Origin of the sequence: Armatimonas sp. (assembly GCF_043760365.1) — a bacterium.
GTDB lineage: Bacteria > Armatimonadota > Armatimonadia > Armatimonadales > Armatimonadaceae > Armatimonas.
The window spans coordinates 1-6,056 of sequence record NZ_JAYUPA010000170.1; the positions used below are offsets into that span (position 1 = coordinate 1).

Here is a 6,056-nt window from a genome sequence, read left to right on the forward strand (position 1 = left end):
ATGTGTCACGGGCCGAAACGAGCCACGCTCCACGAGAATACGCTTCTTACGCAGCACTTCCGACGGCTGGAGAACTTCCCCATCCGCAGAGAAGAGCGCCGCATTGGAGAGCTCTAGCTGCACCAGCTTCAGTGCCATGAGCCGGTGATCTATCTCCAAAAACGCGGGACCACTGAACTTGACCATGTCCACCTCGACACGCTCTGCCGTCAGGCTATCGAGCAGCTCACGCAGGATCAAGTCCGGGTTGTCGAAGTGCAACAGTGCGCCATGGATCAGATTAACTCCAACAATACCCAGAGCCTCTTGCTGGCTGATATTGTCGGTGTCGAGCATGCGCACATGAATGACAACCTGACTGGCTTCTAGCTCAAACGGGCGCTGGAACTTGACCCCCATCCAGCCGTGGCACTCATTGGTACCATGAAAGTTTCTGGCAGCGACGGTATCGGAGAAAACAAAGAAGTCAGTCGTGGGGCCACGCAACGGGCTAAGACGCTCCCGCAGCAGGTTAAACTCATAGTCGAGCATGGTCTGGAGCCGCTCGCGGGAGACATAGCGCGGCGACGATCCGTAGATGGCATCGCTGACGGTCATGTCATACGCCGAGATGGACTTCGCAATGGTTCCCGCCGCGCCGCCCACCTGAAAGAACCAGCGCACCACTTCCTGACCCGCACCGATCTCCGCAAACGTCCCGTAGAGCCGCTCCGTGAGATTGATCTCCAGCGCCTTCTGCTGCGTCTCCGCCCCGCGCCGCGCCGTGTTCTGATCCATAATCCTGCTGCCTCCCCAAAAACAAAAACGCCCACGATGTACAAACGTCATCGTGGGCCTTGCGTTCCTATTTTACCCGATGAACGGATGGGGTTACGCGTCCGGGCGGGAAACGGGCGGCTAAAGCGGCCCGCCCGCGTAGCGGGTTATGAGCGGCGCTTCGCGCCCGACAAGACCCATGAATGGGCCTCCGATACCGATACCTTATTGTCCCCCCGCCGGGCAGGGGTTAGGGGGTGGGCTCTTTGGGTTTGCGCTGAGCGGGCTTGCGGTCGCTGGTGCGTGTTCCGCCGACCATCCCGTATTCCTTGCTATTGCGCCCATAGACCGCAGCCACACCGGAAAGCACTCGGCTGTCAAGCTGTCGTAGCAGCTCCAGAGCATCGTCGAGATCAATGGCGCGTGCCGTCAGCTCGCTTGCCGTGTCATTATAGGCAGTTTGCTTGGTCTGGGTTCCGTCTACTGCGGCGGTGAGAGTCGCAACACTCACGCCTCCCCCAAAATCCAAATTGGGGTCAATATTCTTGAGCGCTTCGAGGCGCTGCTTCGCACTATCAAGGATAGTACTGGTACTACGTGGACGTGCCATAAACTAGCTCCTTTACTCTGCAACTGGCAGGATTCATTTCCCACCTACACGATTTTATCAAAACTCCTAGGATTATTCTAGAATTCCTACAGAAATTTTAGAATCTCCAAGATCATTTTCCTGACTCCTACAAATCATTCAGCAAATTGAATAATCTTCTCCCATGAGCCATTTTCTTCCAAAATTCTTTTAAATCCTGCGACAACACTTGGATCATTCCAAACATCCTTTAGAAATCGCTCACAACCACTCTCTGCAAACCATCCTGCCATATAAGACCAAGCTACTTCTTTAGGACTATGCTGCGGAGGATCTATTCGGCTAGCTAGCCAATCTTTCACATTCTCCGCACGATGCGGGTAGGCAGACGATATAGCTGCCGAAACTAAACGCTCTAGTGTCTGTTTAATAGGAACCGAGGAGTGTGCGTCAGAATCGACTCGCCATGCGACGAGAGAAACTCGGGTAGCATCTTCATCCAGTAACACATCGCCATTTGTTTCTGTATGCGCATCAGGGATAATGCCTTGCATAAACCGAAGAAGTTGCTCTGCATGTATCTGTTTTGCTCTCTGACTAACTTCTTCCGTATCAGGATCAACATTGATTATAAGATGCTTGAGTGGTTTCGTCTCACGTCCTGTAAGAAGTCGCCGTGCTTCCCGAAAAACAGGATTTTCTTTCTTCTCCCCTGTCTGCCGTTCTGGTTGCTGACTGATCGGTTGAATTCGTAATGGAAACTTGGAAGGGGAATACAATCCATATATCCCCCCACCTTTTGGATCTCCCCAAGGGCCAGACATACGTTTATCTTTACAAGCGAACTGATGAACTAACAAGCCATGCCAGAATGCACGGTCATAAAAACCTTCGCAAATGATAATAGATTCACGCTCGTTCATCGAAGATCATCTCCAATCTGATGCCGAGCAAACTCTACATCTGCCCCCGAAATCCGACTACTTTTCAATACTCCATCATCAAGCTTTACACGAAACACACTAAGTTTATCAATTTCTTCTTCACTCGAAAATTTAAGCAGGTCATCAATCAATTCTATCGAGTGCGTTGTCAAAATTACTTGGACTCCACGACGAACTGCTCCCCAGATTACCTTTGCCGTTTCACGAATAGCTGCTGGATGTAAATGAATCTCAGGTTCTTCCAGTAAAGCAATCCCACCAGATCGAAGAGCTAATTCCAATCCAAGTTGGATAAGTGAATAAACACCATCCCCAGAAATTGCTACCGGCACACTATAATCGGGATAAGAAACAAATAAAAATGGAGAACCATTCTCTGTTAATATTTTCACATCTTTAATATTCGGCATTATTTTTTGAATGATTTCTACAGCTTCATTTTGGCGACCTACTATATCCATTTCTGAAAATAAATCATGAATATTTGGCTGAGATAATCCCGAAAACTTCCCAATCATTTTCACATCCATTATAGGATTATTTTTTATCGGTTTATTAAATCCAGGATTAACATGACCTACTACATTCCCATTATCCAAAATCACTCCTGCTACATTATCTTGCTGTAGATTATATTCAAAACCAATATTTCTTTCTGTTTTAATATCATCTACTAATATATCACCTCGTATATTCATTTTATTTGTTTTATTTCCTTTATAAAGAAACCATTTTCTATTATTTCCAGTCCCTGAATGTCTTTCCATAGTGCTCTGCATAACTAATCCGGGCTGAGAACTAGTAAAAATCCATATAGCATCTAAAATACTACTCTTACCACTTCCGTTTGGCCCAATAAGTACAGTAAGTTTGGTCAAACCTTCAAGCTTACCGTGAGCAATCCCGCGCAGGTTTTCAATCTCAATCGAGGTAATCATGGCTGTGTTATATCCTAAAATCCCCTCGACGTGAAGGTCGGGGTCACGCTTCGCTTCTGGCGTACCGCCACGATGTCGCGGAGCGACTTTAAGGCCGAAGGCCAGGAGCGGAGCGTGCGCCCCACGTTCCTGTGGGCTGCCCTACTTCCGCTTCATCTCCGTTGGCAAGAGCTTCTTTAAGCGGCTCATCTCGTCACGGAGCAAGGCGGCGTGTTCGAAGTCTAAGTTCTTCGCGGCTTGCTTCATCTCTTTTTCCATGTCCGTGAGCGCCAGTAGAAGCTGATCGAGCGGGAGCGTTTCGGGGGCGGCATCTTTGGCAACTTTGTAGTAGCTCTTGGCCTCGGCGACTTGCTTGGCCGCTAAGACATCCTGGATGGCTTTCTTGATCGTGGTGGGCGTGATGCCGTGCTTGGTGTTGTGCGCCACTTGAATGGCACGCCGCCGGTCGGTCTCGTCAATGGCGCGCTGCATCGAGCCGGTGATGTTATCGGCGTACATCAGCACAATCCCCTCGGAGTTTCGGGCGGCGCGGCCAATGGTCTGGATGAGGCTCGTCTCGGAGCGCAGGAAGCCCTCTTTATCGGCATCGAGAATCGCGACCAGCGAGACTTCAGGTAAGTCTAACCCCTCGCGCAGTAGGTTAATGCCGATAACCACATCATAGACACCGAGCCGTAGATCACGCAGAATCTCGGAGCGCTCTAAAGTATGGACATCAGAGTGCAGGTACTGGACTTTAATGCCCAGTTCCACTAAATACTCCGTAAGATCCTCGGCCATTTTCTTGGTGAGCGTCGTGACAATAATGCGCTCGTGCTTCTCGATGCGATCCCGAATCTCCCCGATCAGATCGTCTATCTGGCCCTTGCTGGGGCGAATAATAATGGTTGGGTCCACAAGCCCCGTCGGACGAATAATCTGCTCGGCGATGCGCTCGGAGTGCTGGCGCTCGTAGGGCGAGGGCGTCGCGGAGACAAAGATCATCTGTGCGGCTTGCTTCTCAAACTCCTGGAAGCGCAGCGGACGGTTATCGGCAGCCGATGGCAACCGGAACCCGTACTCAATCAGCGTTTCCTTGCGCTTTTTATCTCCGGCGTACATTGCATTGAGCTGTGGAATGGTCTGGTGGCTCTCGTCGAGGACAATCAAAAAATCATCGGGGAAGTACTCCATCAGCGTATTGGGCGCGGAGCCCGCATCACGCTCATCGAACCAGCGGGAGTAGTTCTCAATCCCTGAGCAAAACCCCATCTCACGCACCATTTCCATGTCAAAGTTCGTGCGCTGGCGGATTCGCTGCGCCTCGATGAGCTTCCCCTCGGCCTCAAACTTCTTGACCTGTGCCTCCATCTCGGTCTCGATCTTGGTGATAATCCCCTCGATTTTCTCCGGGTCGCTCACCCAGTGTGTCGCGGGAAAGATCGAGAGCTCATCGCGCTCGCTCAGTGTCTCGCCGGTCACCGGGTCAATGGAGCTGATGCGGCGCACGGTGTCCCAGTCGAACTCAATTCGATAGATAATCTCCTCATTGATGGGCTGGATCTCCAGGGTGTCACCTTTGACGCGAAAAGTGCCCAGTGTCAGCGCGACATCGTTGCGCGAGAACTGCATACTCACCAGGCGGCGGAGAATCTCGTCTCTATCGCAGTCCTGGCCCACTTCAAACCAGACCAGCTTATTTTTGTACTCTTTGGGTGAGCCCAGCCCATAGATACACGAGACCGATGCCACAATAATCGTGTCGCGCCGCGAGAGAATCGCCTGAGTCGCCGAGTGGCGCAAGCGATTGATCTCCTCGTTGACCGAGCTGTCTTTCTCGATAAACGTATCGGTCTGCGGGATATACGCCTCGGGCTGGTAGTAGTCGAAGTAGCTGACAAAGTACTCGACCGCATTATTTGGGAAGCACTCTTTCAGCTCGGTGCAGAGCTGCGCCACGAGCGTTTTATTGTGCGCCATCACCAGAGTGGGACGTTGCACCTGCTCGATCACTTTCGCAATGGTGATCGTCTTCCCTGTGCCCGTGGCTCCCAGCAGTGTCTGGCGTTTTTCGCCCTGATTTAGCCCCTCGACAAGCTGTGCAATCGCTTTTGGCTGATCGCCCGCGGGTGCCGGCCCCACAAACTCAAACCGTCCACTTCCCTTTGGCATGTGCCCTCCGCCCCAACAAACAATGGTTCGCTATTGTACCACTCGGGCGGACTTGACGGCGTCCACAATCATAAATCTCTCGTTGAGAGTAACAATCTTACTGTTGCCAAAGATGCGCTTGAGCTTCAGGTGGTAGCCCAGGTGCGAGTTCCCAACCACGCGGAGGGTCCCGCCCACTCTCAGCGCCCGCTGCGCGTCCACAAACATCTGCCAGGCAATCTGATCACTGATCGTCTTTTCCTGGTGAAACGGCGGATTGCAGAGCACAAGATCCAGCGACTCACGCTCCTGGTCTTCGTAGCCGTTGGTCCAAACAAACCCAGCGGAAGTATCATCAGGGAAGAACTTGGCGTAGTTTATTTGGGCACTCTGCAAGGCCATCCGCGACTCATCGCTGAAGATAATCTGTGCAGCGGGATTGCGCTGCTTGGCCGCAATTCCAATAATGCCATTTCCACAGCCAAGATCTAAAATTTTCGCGTACTCGCCTTGGGGGATCCGTGCCAGAAAGAACTTCGTCCCGAAGTCAAGCTTCTCACGACTGAAGAGATTCGAGTGGTTTGTAAACGGGTGTGCGAATCCCTCAATTGCCACTTCCAAGGGATACGGCGATATCACCGGCTCTTTCTCAAAGCTCGCAAAAACTAAGCGTGCCTTCTTTTCCGCCAGGCTCGTCGT

Annotated in this window: 5 protein-coding genes and 1 pseudogene; all 6 read right to left on the minus strand. The window is 51.6% G+C overall.

Going from position 1 to position 6,056, the window contains the following annotated elements; translation table 11 throughout:
• Positions 1-777, minus strand: a pseudogene (locus ACH2EH_RS04230) (TonB-dependent receptor); the annotation flags it as partial.
• Between the two features lie 229 nt (positions 778-1,006).
• Entirely contained in the window at positions 1,007-1,366 is a 360-nt protein-coding gene (locus ACH2EH_RS04235; protein ID WP_309692271.1) for a hypothetical protein, read from the minus strand.
• A gap of 134 nt (positions 1,367-1,500) precedes the next feature.
• Positions 1,501-2,268 carry a hypothetical protein gene (locus tag ACH2EH_RS04240; protein ID WP_395139258.1) on the minus strand — a complete coding sequence of 256 codons (768 nt, stop codon included), beginning with the start codon at positions 2,266-2,268 and terminating at the stop codon, positions 1,501-1,503.
• Complete coding sequence (locus tag ACH2EH_RS04245) at positions 2,265-3,227, minus strand: ATP/GTP-binding protein (protein ID WP_395139260.1); 963 nt, start codon at positions 3,225-3,227, stop codon at positions 2,265-2,267. The genes ACH2EH_RS04240 and ACH2EH_RS04245 overlap by 4 nt, the downstream gene beginning before the upstream one ends.
• Positions 3,228-3,368: 141 nt before the next feature.
• Positions 3,369-5,378, minus strand: a complete 2,010-nt coding sequence (gene uvrB / locus ACH2EH_RS04250; RefSeq protein ID WP_395139261.1) for an excinuclease ABC subunit UvrB — start codon at positions 5,376-5,378, stop codon at positions 3,369-3,371.
• A 30-nt stretch (positions 5,379-5,408) separates the two neighbouring features.
• The coding region (locus ACH2EH_RS04255) for a class I SAM-dependent methyltransferase (RefSeq protein ID WP_395139263.1) at positions 5,409-6,056 on the minus strand (648 nt) is incomplete at its 5' end.